A 16,754-nucleotide genomic window follows, 5' to 3' on the forward strand; every position below is an offset into this window, starting at 1 on the left:
CGAAAAACAAAAGGCCACAGAGCGCTCTCCATGGCCTTTGGTCCGTTGGTGCTCCGGGAGGTTATTCGCGGCCGAGGTATTCGCCCGTTTCCGTGTTGACCTTGATCTTGGTGCCGATCTCGACGAAGAGCGGCACGTTGACCACCAGGCCCGTTTCGAGCGTCGCCGGCTTGGACGCGCCGGTGACCGTGTCACCCTTGATGCCGGGGTCGGTTATGGTCACTTCCAGGACGACCGAACCGGACAGTTCGATATCCAGGGGGCGCCCTTCGTACAGCATGACCTTGTAGGCTTGGGCTTCCTTGAGGAAGCCGCCCTTGCCGCCGATGATGCTGTTCGGGATGGAAATCTGCTCGTAGGTGGTCATGTCCATGAAGGCGTAGCCGTCGCCCTCGTTGTAGAGATACTGCATCTCGCGGACTTCCAGGTCGGGCCTGGGAAACTTGATGCCGGAGCGGAAATTCTGCTCGACCACGGCTCCGGTGATCAGGTTACGGTACTTGGTGCGCATGAACGCCCCGCCCTTGCCCGGCTTGTAGTGATTGCACTCCAGAATCTCGCAGGGTGCACCGTCAATCTCTATCTTTCTGCCTTTCTTGAAATCGCTTGTCGCTAACATGCTTGCCTTGGTTCCTCCATTGATGTGTCCCTTGCCGGTCAGGCTTCAGGGCTGCCCAGACGCTGCCAGAGCGCCTGGACTGCGAGCGCATAGCTCATAATGCCGAAACCGGCAATAGCCCCGATGCAGTGCCTGGCGATGAGGCTCTGGTGGCGGATGGCCGAGGCGCGGGCGTGCACGTTGCTCAGATGCACCTCCACGCAGGGAATCCTGATCCAGGCCAGACAGTCGGCCAGGGCCAGGCTGGTGTGGGTGTACGCCCCGGCATTGAGGATCAGGCCGTGGACGTTGGCTTTCCAGGCCTCTTCGAGACGATCAATGAGGGTGCCCTCGCTGTTCGACTGGAACAGCGTCAGGGTGACATGACGCGCACTCTCCCCGAGCAGGCGTTGCACCAGTTCGGGGAGAGCGTCCATGCCTTGTGATCCGTAGACCTCGGGCTGACGTTGCCCGAGATACCCGAGATTGGGGCCGTTAACGACGAGGATGTCCATGCCTATTTCGTTTCCGAAGGCTCCTGCACCTTGTCGGAACTCGGCGGCAGGACGACCACGGTTTCGGGCTCACCCTCGGCCAGGGTCGAGCCGGGCTCCAGGGCCGCCACATCGACGTTCATGAGAAAAATGCGGTCGCCGGACTCGATCTCGCGGTTGCTGACGAGGATTTCGAGGGTGCACAGCGTGCCGGTGGTGCCTCCCTGCTCCTTAGGCAGCGCCACGGTGCCCTGCTTGATCTGCTTGATCTCGGCCATGCCGATGACGCGCAGGAAGCTGCTCCCCAATTCCTTGGCCGGCTCGGCGATGACGACATGGCTCGGGACGCTTTCCGGCACGGCCTGGTAGAGCATGGCGTAGGCGATGTCGCTCGATCCGGCGATGAACCGGTCCTCCTCCAGGGTCAGGATCTGCCCCCCGGACGCGAGGTCGCCGGCAAACGAGGCAGAGACCATGAACGTCTGCACGGTGTCTCCGGTCTCGGAGTCGCTCTCGGTTGTCAGCATGCCGCTCTCGGTGTACTCGCCGAAGCCCCCGCCCAGAGCAGCCCCGCCGGGGGTGGGGATAAGGAGCAGGTCCTTGTTCAGGATCTTGTTGCAGACCTTGATCAGGCCGGCGGTCCTGGCCTCTTTCCAGATGCCGTCTTCGACATCGGTGAACCTGAGCAGATCGGCCTTGCTGAGCCGCAGTTCGACGCTGGCCTGCTCCTCGACCACCGTGGAGTCGATGTCACTGGGGGTGGAAACCAGCTGCACTTCCTTGGCACACGCAGAGAGCAGAAAAACGGCGCTCAAGAGTACGAGCAACGCACGCATAGTAAGCCTCCAATTAAATATTGATCACCAAGACAATTCTTTCTATCACTGCCTGATCAAAACGCATTTCGTCAAGAACCCTCTTCCCCGGAAATGGTAGTTTCATGCCCAGCACCGTAATTTTGGAAAAGACCGTCTACACCATCGATCAACTCGGCGAGATGCCGCTTCCCCAACTCGCCCTTGCCGGTCGCTCCAATGTCGGCAAATCGTCGCTCCTGAACAAGCTGACCGGGAGAAAAAATCTGGCAAAGACCAGTTCCACACCGGGCAAGACGCGCAGCCTGAACTTCTTCAGGGTCGAGCCCGAAAACTTCTACCTCGTCGATCTCCCCGGCTACGGGTACGCCCGCTGCTCCAAGACAGAACGCGACAAATGGGCGGCGCTCATCACCAGATACCTGCAGAACAACTCGCGCCTTTTCGGCGTCGTCGCACTTCTGGACTCCCGCCTTCCCCCGCAGGCCCTGGATATTGACCTGATCAACTACATCAAATCCCTCGGCATAGAGGTTTTCCCCGTGCTGACCAAGGCCGATAAATGCAAACAGCCTGTCCGAAAATCTAGCCAGGCGGCATGGCAACGTCTTTTAGGTACGCAAAATCCGCCCATGTTGATTTCGAGTCATTCCGGCATGAACATCGACAAGCTCTGGCAGTTTTTTCTGGACCGATTCGCCGCAGTGCACAGCGGTTCATAGCACGGAAGTGCAGATTGAATACGCAATTATTTCCATTTTGAACAGTTTTTTATACCCCTTAATCCTAAAAAAACCTTACGATATCATGCCACTTTATCTTAATAAGCGTGCAGCATGACCGCAGCATGCCGTGTCTTTTCTGAATGAGCGGGCGCACTGTTTCCTCGCGTCGTCGAAAGGCCCTGCAACTTCCGTCGCAGACAGCCTGTATGACTGCACCACCGTGTCGATGACTGAGGCGCAGGCAATCGTCCCGACCCCGAAGGCCATCCTGCAGTCGAATGCAACGGACATTTGGGACGGATTGTTGCGGAACGGCCGCCTCGGGGTTTTCGCGGGACCCCGGCGGACGAACAGCTTGACCGATGCGAAGGCCGGAGCATAGGAAGGTCCTCGCATCGCGAAGACACGGCACACCACCCTACAGCCCAGGCAAGGAGAGACTCTCATGGCAGTTTACGTGGCGGAACACCCCCTGATCAGGCACAAACTCGGGCTCATGCGCAAACACGACATCAGCACCAAGAATTTTCGGGAGCTCGCCTCGGAAATCGCCAGACTGCTGACCTACGAAGCCACCAAGGACCTGGAGACGGAAAAGAAGGTCACCCAGGGATGGGCAGGCCCGGTGGAGGTCGACGTCATCAAGGGCAAGAAGATCACCGTGGTGCCGATCCTGCGCGCAGGGCTCGGCATGCAGGACGGCGTGCTGGATCTGGTTCCCGGCGCCAAGGTCAGCGTGGTCGGATTCTACCGCAACGAGGAGACCCTGCAGCCCGTTGAGTACTACGTAAAGCTGGCCAAGAACATCAACAAGCGCATGGCCATCATCCTCGACCCCATGCTGGCCACGGGCGGGACCCTCGACGCCACCATCCGCTGTCTGAAGAACGCCGGCTGCACGAGCATCCGGGGCCTGTTCCTGGTGGCCGCACCTGAAGGGCTCAAACGGATCACCGAGGCTCACCCCGACGTGGACATCTACGTCGCGGCCGTGGACGAGCGGCTGAACGAGAACGGCTACATCCTGCCAGGCCTCGGCGACGCCGGGGACAAGATTTTCGGCACGAAATGATGCTCGGGCGAAACGCCCTGACGGATATCGACGCAACGAAAAACGCCCGGTCCAGCCGGGCGTTTCTCATTTTTTCCAAGGCGGAATGAAGCTAGGCCTGTACGGCGAGCCAGTCCAGGGCGGCTTTCAGGTCGAGGCTGCCGGCGTAGATGGCCTTGCCGGTCACGATTCCGGCCAACCCCTTCTCGCGCAGAGGGAAGACGGCCTGCACGTCCTGCAGGGTGGAAATGCCGCCGGCGATGAGCACCGGCAGCCGCGTCATGCCAAGGAGGGCTTCGAGGGCCGGGATGTTCACCCCGGACTGCATACCGTCGCGGCTGATGTCGGTGTAGATGAAAAACGACGCGCCCGCGGCCTCCAGTTCCGGGACCACGTCGGCCACGGTCTTGCCCGCGTCCTCGACCCAACCCTTGGTCTTCAGATGGCCGTCGCGGGCGTCGAGTGACACGCCGAAGCGGCCGGGGAAGGCTGCGCACAGCTCACGGAACAGGGGCGGGTCCTCAAGGGCGACGGTGCCGATGATGAGGCGCTCCACGCCGGCTTCGAGATACTTCGCCGCGACGTCGACGCTGCGGATGCCGCCGCCGAGCTGCACCGGAACAGACACGCCGGCGCACAGCTCGCGAATCAGGTCCATGTTGCGCGGGACGCCGCTGAAGGCCCCGTCCAGATCGATGACGTGCAACCAGCGGGCCCCGACCGCCACCCACTGGCGGGCCATGGCCGCCGGGTCGTCGGAAAAAACCGTGACCTGATCCTCGACGCCCTGTCGCAGGCGGACGCACTTGCCGTCCTTGATGTCAACTGCCGGAAAGATGTTCATAACCCAAGCGCCTTCGTACCTTCTTCGATTGCTTCCGCCGCGATCTCCAGCGGTGTGACCCAACGTCCCTTGCGCTTCACGAAGCGCCTGCCCTGGAGCAGATTCTCGGCCAGCCCCTTCTGCTCCTCCTCGAAATGATACCTTCTCAACTCGCCACTGGCCGTGGCGATCAGGTACAGGTCCATGGTCAGGCTGGCCGGGCGCGTCACGCCCCACTCGCCGCCCTCACGCTCCTGCCAGCGCGTGACGAACGGCACGAGCAGATAGTCGGCCTTCATGCACGTGCCGACTTCCTTCCAGTACTGGACAGACTCGAACGTGCGACGTTCCTTGCTCGCCGTCACGATCTCCTCGCACTGCCGGACCATGGCCTGGCTCATCACCACGCGTCCGGGGGCCTTCGCCAAGGCGGAAAGCAGTTGTCCGTCCATGGCGTCCATGGACTCGGGCGCGATGACTGACGGCTCATCAGGCAGGACCCCGGCCATGAGTTCCCAGTCGTTTTCGGGATGGACGAAATGCGCCACCGCCAGCGTCGCCGCAGGCGGCACGGCCTGCCACTGCGTCGGCTTGGCGCAGGCGGTGCAGAGCAGCACGAGTGCCACGAGATAGTATTTCATGCGTCAAGACCTCCCTTGGTGCTGAGCACATCCTCACGCTCCAGCCGGACCGCCTGCCGCAGGGCAAGCCCCAGGCCCTTGAAGACCGATTCGAGCAGATGGTGTCCGTTCTGGCCGTAGAACATGCGGACGTGCAGGTTCATGCCCGCCTTGGAGGAAAGCGATTTCAGAAACTCCCTCCACAGATCCTTTTCCTGTCCGGCGATGATGGCGGGCAACACGGCCTCTTCGTACACCAGATATGAGCGGCCGGAAAGGTCGAGACACACTTCGGTCAGCGCCTCGTCCATGGGCACCTTGGCGCACCCGACACGGGCGATGCCCTTGCGATCCCCCAGGGCAGCGCTGATGGCGCTTCCCAGGCACAGACCGATATCCTCGAGTGAATGATGGGCGTCGATATGCATGTCGCCTTCGCAGGAAATGTCGAGATCAAAGCCGGCCCAGTGGCCCATCAGATCGAGCATGTGGTCCGCAAAGCCGAACCCCGTGCCTATGCGGCAGGCACCCGTTCCATCAAGATTCACGGCCACGGAGATCTTCGTCTCGCGGGTTTCGCGATCCATTCTTCCAGTACGAACGTTCATGGCGTCTCCTTGTCAAAGCAAACGGGCAGGTCCTGTGGCCTGCCCGTTCTTCCTGCGACCTACGATGCAGCAGCCTCTGCCTCTGGTTCCTTCGGCTTCTTGCCGAAAATGTAGGCCACCCAGATGCCTATCTCGTAGAGAATGCACAAGGGGCCGGCCATGAGACACTGCGAAACCACGTCGGGCGGGGTCAGGATGGCCGCCACGACAAAATTCCCGAGAATGGCGAACTTCCTGTATTTCCGCAGGGTCTTGTGCGTAACGATGCCCATGACGGACAGGAAGAACATGAACAGAGGCAGTTCGAAAATGAACCCGAAGGCAAAGAGCATGCTGGTTGAAAAGCTGAAATACTCTTTGACCGACGGCATGGGCTTGATGAAGTCCGAGGCGTAGCCCAGGAAAAACTGGAAGCCGAACGGAAAGACGACGAAATAGCCGAACATCGCGCCCGACACGAAGCACAAGGCCGAGAAGAAGGCGATGGGAATCATGTACTTGCGCTCACCTTCATACAGGCCGGGCGCAATGAACATCCAGAGCTGATAGAAGATGTAGGGACTGGCCACGAACAGCCCGGCAATGGCCGCGACCTTCAGGTGCGTGAAGAACGCCTCGGGCAGCCCCGTGTAGATGAGCGAGCCGCCCGTGGGCTGGAGCAGATCCATCAGGGGCTTCATGAGCAGCGCGAAGAGCTGTTCGGCGAAGCCGTAGCAGACGAGAAATCCCACGAAGGCGCCGATGATGCACCGCACCAGACGAACTCGCAGTTCGTTCAGGTGCTCGGTGAAGGTCATCTCATGGACTTCCTCCTCGCCGGCATCGGCTGATGCGTCAGGGGGGTCGCCTGCGGCGTCCGTCACGGGTTCGGGGCTGCCTTCCGCCTGCTTAGCGGGAGCGCTCTCCCCGGCCGGAGACGACTCCGGAGCGGAATCAGGGCCGGGCTCGTCAGGCCCGGCGCCTTCGGGCTGCCGGTCGACCGCAGGCACCGTTTCTTCCGAACCGGTACCGTCCGGGGATGTCAGCTCATCCCGTTCCGTGGTCCGCTCCTCGCTCATGCCTTGTCCTTATCGGGCCCCGCGGCCTGAGCTTCGGCCTTGTCCTTGTCGGTCCCCGCGACCTGCGCTTCCGCCTGGTCTTTTGCGGGGGCCTCGTCCTTCTGGGCCGCCGCTGATGCGGCCGCCTCAGGGAAGAGCTCTTTCTTGGCCTGATCGGTGCGGGCCTTCTGGTCTGCCTGTTCGGCCTCCATCTCGATGGTCCGCTTCACGTCGGTGCTGACGCGGCGGAATTCGCCGAGGGCCTTGCCCAGCGACCTGGCCATTTCGGGAAGCTTGGCCGGGCCGATGACGATCAGCGCGACGATAAGAATGACGATGAGTTCCGTGGAACCGATTCCAAACATAAGCGCGTCTCCGGAAAAGGATTGTTACGGCCGGCTATTCCCACTCGATGGTGCTCGGCGGCTTGGACGAAATGTCGTAGACCACTCTGTTCACACCTTTGACCTCGTTGATGATCCGGCTGGAGATCCGTCCGAGGATCTCCGAAGGGACTCTGGACCAATCTGCAGTCATGGCGTCGATGGAGTCGACGATGCGCAGGGCGATGACGTGCTCGTAGGTCCGCTCGTCGCCCATTACGCCAACGGTCTTCAGTGGCAGCAGCACGGCGAAGCCCTGCCAGACCTTGTAGTACCAGTTCGAGGCCATGAGCTCGTGCTGCACGATCTTGTCGGCCTGGCGCAGGATTTCAAGGCGCTCGTCGGTGATCTCGCCGATGACGCGGATGGCCAGGCCGGGGCCGGGGAACGGATGCCGCCAGACGATGAAGTCCGGCAGACCCAGCTCCTGGGCGACCTTGCGCACCTCGTCCTTGAAGAGTTCCCGCAGGGGCTCCACCAGGGCCAGATCCATCTTTTCAGGCAGGCCGCCGACGTTGTGGTGACTCTTGATGACGGCCGAGGGGCCCTTGAAACTGACGGACTCGATGACGTCCGGGTAGAGTGTGCCCTGGGCCAGGTACTTGACGCCAGGAATCTTCTTGGCTTCCTCCTCGAAGACCTCGATGAAGGTGTAGCCGATGATCTTACGCTTCTGCTCCGGGTCGTCGAGGCCCTCCAGGCGGGACAGGAACCTGTCCTGGGCCTGCACGTAGTGGAGATTCAGGTCGAAGTGCTCGCGCAGGTAGCCGACAACCTCGTCACCCTCGCCGGCGCGCAACAGGCCGTTGTCGACGAAGATGCAGTGCAGGTTCTTGCCGATGGCCTTGTTCAGGAGCACGGCCACCACCGTGGAGTCGATGCCGCCCGACAGGCCGCAGACGACCTTGTCCTCGCCGATCTGGACGGGCAGGGCGTGCAGCATGGAGTCCACGAAGGAGGACATGGTCCAGGTCGACTTGAGGCCGGCCACGTGAAAGAGGAAATTGCGCAGGATTTCGTCGCCCTGCTCGGTGTGCGCCACCTCCGGGTGGAACTGCAGCGCATACATCCGGCGCTCGACGTCGGCCATGGCCGCGATCTCGATGCTCTGGGTCTTGGCCGTGACCGTGAAGCCGGGCGGGACCTCGAGGACATGGTCGCCGTGGGACATCCAGACTGTGAGCTTCTCGGCGTCGGCGACGCGGTCCCACAGGGGGCACTGCTGCTGGAAGCGCAGTTCGCTGCGGCCGTATTCGCGGTCCAGGGAGGGGTTGACCTTGCCGCCCAGAACATGGGCCATGAGCTGCATGCCGTAGCAGATGCCCAAAACCGGCAGCCCCCAGCTGAAGATGACCGGGTCCACGCCGGGGGAGTCTGCACTCGTGACCGAGGCGGGGCCGCCGGACAGGATGATGGCGCTGGGCTGCATGGCCTTCAGTTCGGCCGCGCTGATGGTGCAGGGGTGAATCTCGGAATAGACGCCGGATTCGCGCGTGCGGCGGGCAATGAGCTGCGTGTACTGCGACCCGAAATCAAGGATGATGACTTTTTCTTGAATATCCATGTGGTTCCTCCATCCGTTATGCGGATGGTCATGTTCTCGAAAATTCTAGTACGCGTCCACCCTGTAATTGGGCGCTTCCTTGGTGATGATGACGTCATGGACGTGGCTTTCGCGCAGGCCCGCGGCCGAGATCTCCACGAACTGGGCCTTGTCCCGCAGGGCCGGGATGTCCCCGGTGCCGAGATAGCCCATGCCGGAACGCACGCCGCCGACCAGCTGGTCGATGGTTTCCAGCACCGACCCCTTGTAGGGCACCCGGCCGACGATGCCCTCGGGCACCAGCTTCTTGGAGCCTTCCTGGAAATAGCGGTCGCTGCTGCCGTCCTTCATGGCGTCGATGGAGCCCATGCCGCGGTAGATCTTGTAGGTGCGGCCCTGGTAGAGGATCTTCTCGCCCGGGCTCTCCTCGGTGCCGGCGAACATGGAGCCCATCATGACCGTGTCGGCCCCGGCCACCAAGGCCTTGACCACATCGCCCGAGAACTTGACCCCGCCGTCGGCGATGCAGCAGCGCTCGGCCTCGCGGCAGGCCCGCACGCACTCCATGATGGCCGTGATCTGCGGTACGCCCACGCCGGCCACGATGCGCGTGGTGCAGATGGAGCCTGGGCCGATGCCGACCTTGACGGCGTCCACGCCGGCCGCGATCAGGGCCTTGGCGCCTTCGTAGGTCGCCACGTTGCCGCCGATGATCTGGGCGCTCGGCCATTCGGAGCGCGTGGCGCGCACGGCGTCGAGGATGTTTTTGGAGTGACCGTGGGCCGAATCGAGGACGATGACGTCCGCGCCGGCCTTGATCAGGGCCTCGACGCGTTCGGCCCGGCCCTTGCCCACACCCACCGCGCCGCCGACGCGCAGACGGCCGAGGTCGTCCTTGCAGGCGTTGGGATACTTGCGGACCTTGTCGATGTCCTTGATGGTCAGCAGGCCTTTGAGCTTGTTGCTCTCGTCGACGACCAAGAGCTTCTCGATGCGGTTCTCGTGCAGGTGGCGCTTGGCCTCCTCCAGGGAGATGCCCACCGGCACGGTGACCAGGTTGCGGCTGGTCATGACGTCCCGCACCAGCGTCGACATCTCGGTGACGAAGCGCACGTCGCGGTTGGTGACGATGCCGACCAGATGGTCCCCTGAAATGACGGGCAGGCCGGAAATGCGGTAGTCCCGCATGAGTTCCAGAGCGTGCCCGACGGTGTCGTCGGGGTCCACGGTGATGGGGTCGACGATCATGCCGGATTCCGACTTCTTGACCTTGACGATCTCCAGGGCCTGCTGCTCGATGGACATGTTCTTGTGCACGATGCCAATGCCGCCCGACCGGGCCAGGGAGATGGCCATGCGCGACTCGGTGACCGTGTCCATGGCCGCGCTCAGGAACGGGATGTTGAGCTCGATGGAGGCGGTGAGCCTGGTGTGCAGGTTGACCTGGTCCGGCAGGACTTCGGAGTACGCCGGTACAAGCAGGACATCGTCAAAAGTCAGAGCCTTGCCGAGAAATTTTTCCATATTCCACCTCTCCCGATACGCGGGAACAAGGGTTTTTTTGTTGATGAACCGGGGCGTCTAGAGCCCCAGATAGGCCTTCTTGACATCCTCGTTGGCCAGGAGCGCCGCGGCCGTGTCCTCGAGGGTGATGCGCCCGTTCTCCATGACGTAGGCACGGTGGGCGACCTTGAGGGCCTGGTTGGCGTTCTGCTCGACCAGGAAGACCGTGGTCCCGGACTCGTTGACCTTGCGGATGATGTCGAAAATCTGTGCGATGATGATGGGCGCCAGGCCCAGGGACGGTTCGTCCAGAAGCAGCAGCCGCGGCCGCGCCATGAGCGCGCGGGAAATGGCCAGCATCTGCTGCTCGCCGCCGGACAGGGTGCCGCCCATCTGCTTGCGGCGTTCGGCCAGGATGGGGAAGAGCTCGAAGACGTATTCCAGGTCCTGGGCGATGCCCTTCTGGTCGTTGCGCAGGAAGGCTCCCAGGTCCAGGTTCTCCATGACCGACATGTCCGGGAAGATGAGCCGGCCTTCGGGCACCTGGGAAATGCCCATGCGCACGATGCGGTCGGCCTTGAGGGCCTGGATGGGCTGGCCGTCGAAGATGATCTCACCGCTGCGGGGCGGCACGCCGCCGCAGATGGACATGAGGGTCGTGCTCTTGCCTGCGCCGTTGGCGCCGATGAGGGTCACGATCTCGCCCTTGCCGATCTTCAGGGAAATCCCGTGCAGTGCCTGGATGTTTCCGTAGAAGGTGCTGACGTTCCTGAGCTCAAGCATGGGCTTCCTCCCCGAGGTAGGCTTTGATGACCCGCGGGTCGCTGCTGACCTCCGCCGGGGTGCCGTGGGCGATGAGACACCCGTATTCCATGACGTAGATGCGCTCGGAAAGGCTCATGACCATGCTCATGTCGTGCTCGATCAGCAGAATGGCCATGTCCATCTCGTCGCGGATCTTGAGCACGAGGTGCTTCAGGGACTCGGTTTCCTGCGGGTTCATGCCGGCGGCCGGCTCGTCGAGCAGCAGCAGCGTCGGGTCCGTGGCCAGGGCGCGAGCGATCTCCAGCCTGCGCTGGGCGCCGTACGGCAGGTTGCAGGCCTGCTCGTTGTAGAATTTGTGCAGCCCGATGTACTTGAGGAGTTCGTAGCTGCGGTCGACGATCTCTTTCTCCTCCCGGCGCACGGCGGGCGAGCGCATCAGCGCGCCGAGGATGCCGCTTTTGGTGCGGCAGTGCCTGGCGATCATGACGTTTTCCAGCACGCTCATGTTCTTGAAGAGGCGGATGTTCTGGAAGGTGCGGGCCATCCCCAGCGCCGTGACCAGGTTTGGCTTCATGCCGTTGACCTTGGTCCGGGTCCCCTGCTTGGGCGTGAACCAGACTTCGCCTTCGGTTGGGGTGTAGATGCTGGTTATGCAGTTGAAGAACGTGGTCTTGCCCGCGCCGTTGGGCCCGATGAGGGCAACGATCTCGCCGGAGTTGACCTTCAGCTCCACGTCGTTCAGGGCCCGCAGGCCGCCGAAGTTCATGGACACGGCGGTGACGTCGAGTACCGGTTGCATCTAGTTCTGCCCTCCTGTGGCCGCGTTCAGTTCGGGGTCCGACACCGTGTAAGTCTTGCGCTTCTCGGGAATGAGCCCCTGCGGCCGGAAGACCATCATCAGCACCATGGCCGTGGCGAAGAGGATCATGCGGTACTCGGAGAAGGCGCGCATGTATTCGGGCAGAAGCACCAGGAAGGCCGAACCGAGAATGACGCCCAGGTTGGAGCCCATGCCGCCCAGAACGACGATGGACAAAATGATGGCCGATTCGAAGAACGTGAAGCTGGCCGGGTTGATGAACGTCGTCTTGGCCGCGAAGACCACGCCGGCGAAACCGGCCCAGGCCGTGCCGAGGCCAAAGGCCATGAGCTTCACGCCGACCCGGTCGATACCCATGGCCTCGCAGGCGATCTCGTCCTCGCGCAGGGCCTGCAGGGCGCGGCCGATGCGCGAATCCTTGAGCCGCGTGACGGCGACGATGGTCACGATGGCCAGGGCCAGCACGATGTAGTAGATGTAGATGTTGGCGCCGGCCACGGACAGCTGCATGTCGAACAGGCCTGGACGGGGTATGTTGGACACGCCCGACGGCCCGCCTGTGATGTCGCTGAAGTTTTCAAGCAACAGCCGCACGATCTCGCCGAAGCCGAGGGTGACGATGGCCAGGTAGTCGCCGCGCAGCCGCAGCACCGGGAAGGCCAGGGCCACGCCGGCCAAGGCGGCCACCACGCCGCCGATGGGCAGCGCCACCCAGAACCCGAGACCGAAATACTGATTCAGCAGGGCGTAGGAATACGCGCCAATGGCGTAAAACGCGGCATGACCGAGGAAGAGCAGGCCGGCCACGCCGACGATGACGTTCAGGCCCAGGCCCAGCACCACGTACAACAGGAACGAGATGAGGATGTTGGTCTGGTATGTGGTCACGAACCAGGGAACGACGCAGAACGCGGCCAGCAGGCCGACTTGCAGCGGCAGTCTCAGCGCTGGATTTTCCAGCATGGCGGAGAACCGTCCGGCCTCCTGCCCGCCGGCAGCGGCCACGGCCTCCCCGGCTTCCTTGCGGCGCAGAGCCCAACGCCAGATGAAGGACAGCACGAAGCTGCCGACGCCGACCAGCGCCAGGTTCTCCCAGCGCCAGATCACGGACTTCTCGATGGCGTTCACCCGGATGACCATGATCGGGAAGGTCAGAAACATGAACCAGATACTGACCTGAATTGATTTGATGAGTTCGTTCATTATCGTCTCCGTCCGTCGTGGGAATGCCGCCAGCCGATCATACCTTTTCCACCTTGGCCTTGCCCATGATGCCCGAGGGCCGGAAGATCAGGAAGACCACCAGCAGGGTGAAGGCGAAGACGTCCTCGTAGTCGCTCGAAATGTATCCCGTGGCGAAACTCTCGGACAGCCCGAGGAAAAGGCCGCCGAGCATGGCGCCGGGGATGGAGCCTATGCCGCCCAGGACCGCCGCCGTGAAGGCCTTGATGCCGGCCAGGAAGCCGATGGCGAAGTTGACCATGCCGACATGGGAGGCGATGAGCACGCCGCCGAGGGCCGCCAGGGACGACCCGAGCAGAAATGTGATGGAAATGACCTTGTCCGAGTCGACTCCGAGGAGCATGGCCATCTTGCGGTTCTGGGCCGTGGCGCGCATGGCCTTGCCCATCTTGGTGTACTTGATGAAAACCGTCAGTCCGGCCATGAACAGCGCGCTGGTCACGACGATGACGAAGTCCGAGGAACCGAAGACGTGGGCCACGGGCTCCAGGAACTCGAAGTCCGGGATGAGGCGCGGAAAGGGCAGGAAGTCCGAGGTCTGGGCCAGGATGATGTAATTCTGCAGGAAGAGGGACATGCCGATGGCGGAAATGAGCGGCGAGAGGCGCCCGGCCCCGCGCAGGGGCTTGTAGGCGATCTTCTCCATGGTGTAGCCGTAGCCGGCGCAGTAGATGATGGCCACGACCGCGGCGATGACCAGGATGGCCGGGGCCGGAAACCCGAGGATGCCCAGCACGCCGGCCACGATGAGCCCCATGAAGGCTCCGAGCATGTAGACCTCGCCATGGGCGAAGTTGATGAGCTCGATGATGCCGTAGACCATGGTGTAGCCGATGGCGATCAGCGCGTAGATGCTGCCGCGCGTCAAACCGCCTAGAAAAAGTTCGGAAAAATACTGCCAGTCCATGTTTCCTCGTCCGATCCGGGCCGGATCGCTCCTTGCCGTCCTGTTGAAAGAACCGAGGGACAGGCTAGCCTGTCCCTCGGTTGAATCTCGATAACCCTGAAGACCTCTACTTCAGTTCCACGTACGCGCCGTTCTGGACCTGGTACATGGAGAAGCCCACACCCTCGGCGTCGCCGCGGGCGTCGAACTTGATGGTGCCGACGGTGGTGTCGACCTTGTCCGTGCGCAGCACGTTCATGATCTTGTCGGACTCGGTGGAGTCGGCCTTATCGATGGCGTTGACCAGGGCCTGCATGGCCGCATAGGCGGCGTCGAAGAACGCGCCGGGCTCGGTGCCGAACTCGGTCATGTGGGCGGCGCGGGCGGCCTTGTTCATTTCCAGGCCGCTGACGTCCTGGGGACCGGAAGCGTACACGCCCTCGGCGTCGGCGCCGGCGACCTTGATGAAGGTGTCGTCCTTGACGCCGTCATCGGAGATGAACTTCACGTCGACGCGCTTCTTCTTCAGCTGGGCTACGATCTTGGAGGCTTCCGGGTGGTAGCCGCCGAACATGACGGTGTCCGCGCCGGACTGGCGGATCTTCTGGACCACGGAGGAATAGTCCACGGCGCCGGGGGTCACGCCCTCGAACAGCACCACTTCGGCCTGGCCGCCTTCCTTGATGAACTTCTGGGCGTATTCGGCATAACCCTTGCCGTAGTCGCCCTTGTCGTGCAGCACGGCGATCTTCTTGGCGCCCAGCTTGGCGAGGGCGAAATCAACGCCGAGCTTGGCCTGGGCGTCGTCAGAGGCGATGGTGCGGAAGAAAGTCGGGTACTGGCCGCTCTGGGTCAGTTCGGGGTTGGTCGCCGACGGGGACATGGTCACGACCTTGGCCTCGGTGTAGATGGGCAGGGCGGCCTTGGTGGCGCCGGAACAGATGTGGCCGAGGACGACGACAGCGCCGTCGGAGACCAGCTTGGTCGCGGCGTTGGTGGCCTTCTCGGGCTTGCACTCCTCATCCTGAACCAGAAGCTCGATCTGCTTGCCGTCGATGCCGCCCTTGGCGTTGACGTCTTTGGCCACCAGCTTGGCGGCGTTGACCGTGGGCAGGCCGTAGGAGGCCAGGTCACCGGTGTGGGCGCCCGCAACGCCGATCTTGATGGTATCGGCACCGAAGGCCGAACTGGTCAGCAGGGACAGACACGCAGCGATCACGAGACCAGAAAAACGTTTCATCAGTTCCTCCACAATGTTCGGGTTAAGGGCAACAGATCACGGCTCGGTTCGAGCCTTTGTTCACGCGGCATCGAATCGAAACCCGTTAGCATCAGCCCCTTGCCGGTGTCAAACAGGATGGGTGACGCCCCCCATACCGCTCGCGCATGGGGAGCCGAAGAGCGGCCGGCACGACACGCCGGCCCGTGGGCATCACTTCCCGGACAGTTCGCGGCGGGCGTTCTCGACCAGCTCGGGGTCGTCGGGAGCGGCGTCGACAACGGCCTGGAAATGCGCCGCGGCCTTGTCCGGCTGCGCGAGGTAGTGCTTGTAGATGACGCCCAGGTTGTAATGGGCGTGAAAATTCCCGGTCTCAATGGTCAGCATGCGTTCGAAGAGCTCGGCCGCCTCGGCGTACTTCTTGAGCTCGAACAGGCAGAACCCTTTCTGGTTGAGCGCCATGACGTCATCCGGGTGCTTTTCGAGGACCATGTCCCAGAAGGACATGGACTTCTCCCAGGCCTGCATCTCCATGAAGGCCATGCCGAGACCGCGCATGGCCTCGACATCTTCGGGGTTGGCCTGCAGCTTCTGCATCATGGACGAGATGCCGGACATGTCCCCGCCCATCTGTCCCATGCCCCCGGGCATCTCCCGGCGCTCCTCGTGCTGCACGATGGACGGGTTTTCCACCCGGTAGACCACGGCGGCAAAGACCATGACGCCCAGGCAGGCCAGAAGGAAAAAGACGGTCCTGCGGCGGGCGGCCTGGGGAAAGGCGTTATTCGTCTGCATCGAGTATCTCCAGCTGCCGAACGCGGCGCTCCAGCACGCTGTGCTGTCGGGCCAGGAAAAGGACATATCCCCCGACGCCCAGCCAGATGCACACATTGGCGATAAAAAGGTAATTCATGACAGTCCTCTCATTGCAAGGTCTTTTCCTGAATCCTGACCAGGGCGGCCTCGACCCGGCGCGCGAACCCCGCGCCGTGGTAGCGGGCCAGGACAAGGGCCGCGAACAGCGCGCCCCAGGCCAGGAGGTTGATCCACACCGTTGTCCACATCTCGGGTTCCAGCCCCCCGCTGCGCGAAGCGAGGACCGCCGGATGGATGGAACGCCACAGCCGGGCCGACAGAAACACCAGCGGGACGTCCACGAAGGCGACGATGCCGAGCACCGCCCGCATCCTGGCGCCCTTGGCGCCGCCTGCGTCAGCGGCCCGCAGGACCAGATAGCCCGAATAGACGAACCACATGACCAGCGTCGTGGACAGCCTCGGGTCCCAGGTCCACCACGTGTTCCAGGCCGCCCGGCCCCAGATGGAGCCGGTGATCAGGGCCAGGCCGCTGAAAAGCACCCCGGCCTCGGCCAGCACCCCGGCCAGCACGTCCCACTTCTCCTTGCCGGTCCACAGGACCATGACGCTGGCCGCGAAGACGCCGAAAAAGGCGACAAAGCACCACCAGGCCAAAGGCAGGTGGAAGTAGAAGATCTTCTGCACCAGGCCCATGGTCATCTCTTCGGGCGCGTAGAACCAGATGGCATACTGCCCGACGGTCATGAGCACCATGGCGGCGGCAGCTAAAAAAGTAAGCATTCTCGGATAGATGCGAAACATGTC

The 16,754-nt window shown here is 62.6% G+C and carries 20 protein-coding genes; 2 read left to right on the forward strand and 18 right to left on the reverse strand.

Annotated features, from left to right (window positions below; genetic code table 11):
* Positions 1 to 61: 61 nt before the first annotated feature.
* From efp to ACYQ3G_RS16565, 3 genes are read right to left on the reverse strand one after another with little or no spacing between them, the layout of a single operon-like run.
* Positions 62 to 619 carry an elongation factor P gene (efp, locus tag ACYQ3G_RS16555; protein WP_028576453.1) on the reverse strand — a complete coding sequence of 186 codons (558 nt, stop codon included), beginning with the start codon at positions 617 to 619 and terminating at the stop codon, positions 62 to 64.
* A 38-nt stretch (positions 620 to 657) separates the two neighbouring features.
* Entirely contained in the window at positions 658 to 1,113 is a 456-nt protein-coding gene (locus ACYQ3G_RS16560) for a type II 3-dehydroquinate dehydratase (protein WP_459827658.1), read from the reverse strand.
* A gap of 2 nt (positions 1,114 to 1,115) precedes the next feature.
* A complete protein-coding gene (locus ACYQ3G_RS16565; RefSeq protein WP_459827660.1) occupies positions 1,116 to 1,928 on the reverse strand; it encodes a hypothetical protein in 813 nt (270 codons plus the stop codon).
* 122 nt (positions 1,929 to 2,050) lie between these two features.
* On the opposite strand from ACYQ3G_RS16565, the gene yihA reads away from it, so the two are divergent.
* Positions 2,051 to 2,629: a ribosome biogenesis GTP-binding protein YihA/YsxC gene (yihA, locus tag ACYQ3G_RS16570; protein WP_459827663.1), complete on the forward strand. Its 579-nt coding sequence runs from the start codon at positions 2,051 to 2,053 to the stop codon at positions 2,627 to 2,629.
* Positions 2,630 to 3,077: 448 nt separating this feature from the next.
* Positions 3,078 to 3,704, forward strand: a complete 627-nt coding sequence (gene upp, locus ACYQ3G_RS16575) for a uracil phosphoribosyltransferase (RefSeq protein WP_459827666.1) — start codon at positions 3,078 to 3,080, stop codon at positions 3,702 to 3,704.
* Positions 3,705 to 3,795: 91 nt separating this feature from the next.
* On the opposite strand, the gene hisA is transcribed toward upp, so the two are convergent.
* From hisA to ACYQ3G_RS16650, 15 genes are all read right to left on the reverse strand, one after another.
* The gene (gene hisA, locus ACYQ3G_RS16580) at positions 3,796 to 4,527 is read right to left on the reverse strand and encodes a 1-(5-phosphoribosyl)-5-[(5-phosphoribosylamino)methylideneamino]imidazole-4-carboxamide isomerase (RefSeq protein ID WP_459827669.1); all 732 of its coding nucleotides are present in this window, start codon (positions 4,525 to 4,527) and stop codon (positions 3,796 to 3,798) included.
* On the reverse strand, positions 4,524 to 5,147 hold the full coding sequence (locus ACYQ3G_RS16585) for a hypothetical protein (protein ID WP_459827672.1): 624 nt from the start codon (positions 5,145 to 5,147) through the stop codon (positions 4,524 to 4,526). The genes hisA and ACYQ3G_RS16585 overlap by 4 nt, the downstream gene beginning before the upstream one ends.
* A complete protein-coding gene (hisB, locus tag ACYQ3G_RS16590; RefSeq protein WP_459827675.1) occupies positions 5,144 to 5,734 on the reverse strand; it encodes an imidazoleglycerol-phosphate dehydratase HisB in 591 nt (196 codons plus the stop codon). The genes ACYQ3G_RS16585 and hisB overlap by 4 nt, the downstream gene beginning before the upstream one ends.
* A 59-nt stretch (positions 5,735 to 5,793) precedes the next feature.
* Positions 5,794 to 6,531, reverse strand: coding sequence for a twin-arginine translocase subunit TatC (gene tatC, locus ACYQ3G_RS16595; RefSeq protein WP_459828340.1), 738 nt, complete (start codon positions 6,529 to 6,531; stop codon positions 5,794 to 5,796).
* A 257-nt stretch (positions 6,532 to 6,788) separates the two neighbouring features.
* Positions 6,789 to 7,136, reverse strand: a complete 348-nt coding sequence (gene tatB, locus ACYQ3G_RS16600; RefSeq protein WP_459827678.1) for a Sec-independent protein translocase protein TatB — start codon at positions 7,134 to 7,136, stop codon at positions 6,789 to 6,791.
* 34 nt (positions 7,137 to 7,170) lie between these two features.
* Positions 7,171 to 8,718, reverse strand: a complete 1,548-nt coding sequence (guaA, locus tag ACYQ3G_RS16605; RefSeq protein ID WP_459827681.1) for a glutamine-hydrolyzing GMP synthase — start codon at positions 8,716 to 8,718, stop codon at positions 7,171 to 7,173.
* A gap of 45 nt (positions 8,719 to 8,763) precedes the next feature.
* Complete coding sequence (gene guaB / locus ACYQ3G_RS16610) at positions 8,764 to 10,221, reverse strand: IMP dehydrogenase (RefSeq protein WP_028576463.1); 1,458 nt, start codon at positions 10,219 to 10,221, stop codon at positions 8,764 to 8,766.
* A gap of 57 nt (positions 10,222 to 10,278) precedes the next feature.
* On the reverse strand, positions 10,279 to 10,983 hold the full coding sequence (locus ACYQ3G_RS16615; protein WP_459827684.1) for an ABC transporter ATP-binding protein: 705 nt from the start codon (positions 10,981 to 10,983) through the stop codon (positions 10,279 to 10,281).
* Entirely contained in the window at positions 10,976 to 11,764 is a 789-nt protein-coding gene (locus tag ACYQ3G_RS16620) for an ABC transporter ATP-binding protein (protein WP_459827686.1), read from the reverse strand. The genes ACYQ3G_RS16615 and ACYQ3G_RS16620 overlap by 8 nt, the downstream gene beginning before the upstream one ends.
* Positions 11,765 to 12,988, reverse strand: a complete 1,224-nt coding sequence (gene livM, locus ACYQ3G_RS16625) for a high-affinity branched-chain amino acid ABC transporter permease LivM (protein ID WP_028576466.1) — start codon at positions 12,986 to 12,988, stop codon at positions 11,765 to 11,767.
* Positions 12,989 to 13,025: 37 nt separating this feature from the next.
* Complete coding sequence (locus tag ACYQ3G_RS16630) at positions 13,026 to 13,934, reverse strand: branched-chain amino acid ABC transporter permease (protein ID WP_028576467.1); 909 nt, start codon at positions 13,932 to 13,934, stop codon at positions 13,026 to 13,028.
* Positions 13,935 to 14,040: 106 nt separating this feature from the next.
* Positions 14,041 to 15,153, reverse strand: coding sequence for a branched-chain amino acid ABC transporter substrate-binding protein (locus ACYQ3G_RS16635; protein ID WP_459827691.1), 1,113 nt, complete (start codon positions 15,151 to 15,153; stop codon positions 14,041 to 14,043).
* A 192-nt stretch (positions 15,154 to 15,345) separates the two neighbouring features.
* Positions 15,346 to 15,927: a tetratricopeptide repeat protein gene (locus ACYQ3G_RS16640; RefSeq protein ID WP_459827694.1), complete on the reverse strand. Its 582-nt coding sequence runs from the start codon at positions 15,925 to 15,927 to the stop codon at positions 15,346 to 15,348.
* Positions 15,914 to 16,045, reverse strand: a complete 132-nt coding sequence (locus ACYQ3G_RS16645; RefSeq protein WP_084435280.1) for a CcmD family protein — start codon at positions 16,043 to 16,045, stop codon at positions 15,914 to 15,916. Before ACYQ3G_RS16645 ends, ACYQ3G_RS16640 begins: the two co-directional genes overlap by 14 nt.
* Before the next feature lie 10 nt (positions 16,046 to 16,055).
* Positions 16,056 to 16,751, reverse strand: coding sequence for a cytochrome c biogenesis protein (locus ACYQ3G_RS16650; protein ID WP_459827698.1), 696 nt, complete (start codon positions 16,749 to 16,751; stop codon positions 16,056 to 16,058).
* Between the last annotated feature and the right edge of the window lie 3 nt (positions 16,752 to 16,754).

It is taken from the genome of Desulfomicrobium salsuginis, from assembly GCF_054657795.1.